The following is a 2,436-nucleotide window of genomic DNA, read 5'->3' as shown; positions in this document are numbered from 1 at the left end:
CCAGTAACATTGAAAAGTCCAAATCCATTGGGGAAGAAAAAAAAACGACCACGTTCTTCGAGAAGTTCGAAATAATTATCAAAGTCCCGAACTTTTTGAGCTTTATCTTTCCAACTTGGAATTCCGTGATCTTTGGGGAGTTTCTTATACGGCTCATATGCAGAAAACTGATCATTAACATACTTGATTCGTCCCCATCCTGCCGCATAGCGAGCTACATCAAGATCAAGCAATGTCAGATAGGGAATCTGCAACGCTGAAAGCAACCGCCAAAAATGATTGACATGCCTACCGCCTAACGGCGCAATCGTGATTGCTGACTCATCAACTGGCGCGCCTTTGGCCTGAAGTAGACATGGCAACACAATCTCTTCACTATCACCTTCACCTAGCACGACGAGACGTGAGAAATAAATCTCAGGAAATGCTTGGACGGCTTCACGGACAAACTTGTGTGCATCATCAGCTTTCTCTGGCAATTTGATACAGGTGACCCGTGTTTTTCGAGCCTCAGTTAACCGTAGATAACGTATTAACTCAGGAGCAACGCGACGTAACATTGTAGGGGCATGAGTAGCAATGAGAGCTTGTGCATCCACATTTTTCGTCATGGTATACAAAGCACTGACGATACGTCCCAGGTAATGTGGAGAAAGACTATTTTCTGGCTCCTCCAAGGCGACCAGCGTAAAGACCGGTGGACGTAACTTATCGGGATCAAAAGATACATCTTCCTCGGCGAGCACAGCTCTCCCAATCGCTTGAGATGATAATACTAGGGAAAGATAAAGCATTGACTTTTGGCCATCACTCAACCGCGAAAAATCGACAAGTGAACCGTCGTGCCCGGGGGTAAAAGAAACCGACAAATGTCGCAACAGTGCTTCAATCTCCGAAGCCACAAATGTGATTTTTGGATCAGCGAAAAATTTGCCCTTGTGTAGAGTGGCCCAGGTTGTTTTCAAACTCTTACTAAATGCTTTCACTGAAGGGTTGGCTGCAAGGCTGTCGCTTATTTGATCGGTCAGACCTTTGATCGTATCGCGCTCAGCATCCCAACGTACGGCACGGAGCAAACGGCCTAGTAATGCATTCGCACCGTAAGTAATGTGATCAGCAGGGTCACGTCTGGCTGGTAAATAATGAACCTGGATGTGATTACGCTCTGCTCGTGGTACTTGAGCTGTGTTTTGAGGTGAACCATCAGCATTGACATCCAGTACATACACTAAGTTTTCGTCGATATCACCATCCAGTCCCATAGTAGCCGTGAGGCGAAAACGCACACGTGGGAGGCCTCCCGGATCATCAAGTCGCATATGACTAAAATGAGGTGCTACGGTACTGTTATCATCTTCCTCATCAAGTTCAGGAAATAAAAAGTCAGCTTCTATCCACAATTGGCGCTCTTCCGGAACTTCTTCTTCATCATAAGGGACATGGAAATCAGAACGATGGATCCGACGCAATGCAGGATCAAAGGCAAATAGTTTGCATAAAGCCTGAAGTGCCGCGGTTTTACCCGAGCCATTAGGACCGATTAAGTAAGTGATATTTTCAAGGCTTACCTCTGTCGGTTCTGGGCCAAAAGATTGGAAACCAGATATCCGAATTACTTCAAGCTTCATGTTGATTACGCCCCCAGCTCACTTTACCCATTGAATAAATTAGCTAATAGTTTTCATGCCACTAATGAGTCCATGACTTTTAAATTCTCGCACATTAAGCTCAAAAATATTTGATCTCGTTATCGATTCAAAGACTTAAATACTTCAATTCCTCTGGAAGGTAAGCGAACAGCCAGAACCGTATTGACGAACGACGGCTATTCGGAAGACAGTGCTATGCGCCATGGCAGCAGTTCAGCAGCACCGCCAGTTGCGCCGACGTCAGGAACACTTTGCCATCATGGGCCGACGGTCAGCCGAAGCAGCCACGCTCTAGCCGTTTTGTCAGCAGAAACAGTCCGTCGCCGGTGGACCACAGCACTCCTGAGCGCCAAGAGCATATGTTGCTAAAACCAGTCTGTACTTACCAATGGTGGGACAGGTCAGGGGAATTACGGGGGTATACCACTACATTTTTCCGAGCCCCTCATGGTATTTTGGTAACATTGGTTGATATCTAGTATCTCGGCAAGAATGCGGCGAACAAGGAATATTAAAGATTACTATTCAGAAACATGTCCGCTGGCTATAAATAAAAAAAACCGCTAGAAACTCCTTCTAGCGGCTCTAAGCATGAGCAGTTTTCCTGTTCACACCAGACGGAGCGAGGCCCTTGATAGTGAGGTTCCGCCATTACCACCGCTGATTGCCGCCACACCGTAAAGTAGACTGCTCAGTTCATCAACAGGCACGTTAAGCGCATCACTCAGTTGAGTCAGATGAATGCCGTTACCTGCTAAAGCGGCCATCATTTTTTCAATAATGAGCG

Annotated in this window: 1 protein-coding gene; it reads right to left on the bottom strand. The window is 46.3% G+C overall.

The window, feature by feature from the left end:
* A partial coding sequence (locus tag GKAS_RS23190) for an ATP-dependent nuclease (RefSeq protein WP_246870770.1) occupies positions 1-1,628 on the bottom strand: 1,628 nt, incomplete at its 3' end.
* Between the last annotated feature and the right edge of the window lie 808 nt (positions 1,629-2,436).

This window comes from Kluyvera ascorbata ATCC 33433 (assembly GCF_000735365.1).
In the GTDB taxonomy this organism is placed as follows: domain Bacteria; phylum Pseudomonadota; class Gammaproteobacteria; order Enterobacterales; family Enterobacteriaceae; genus Kluyvera; species Kluyvera ascorbata.
Note: the sequence above shows the minus strand (reverse complement) of the source record. Positions and strands in the feature narration are given on the sequence as shown.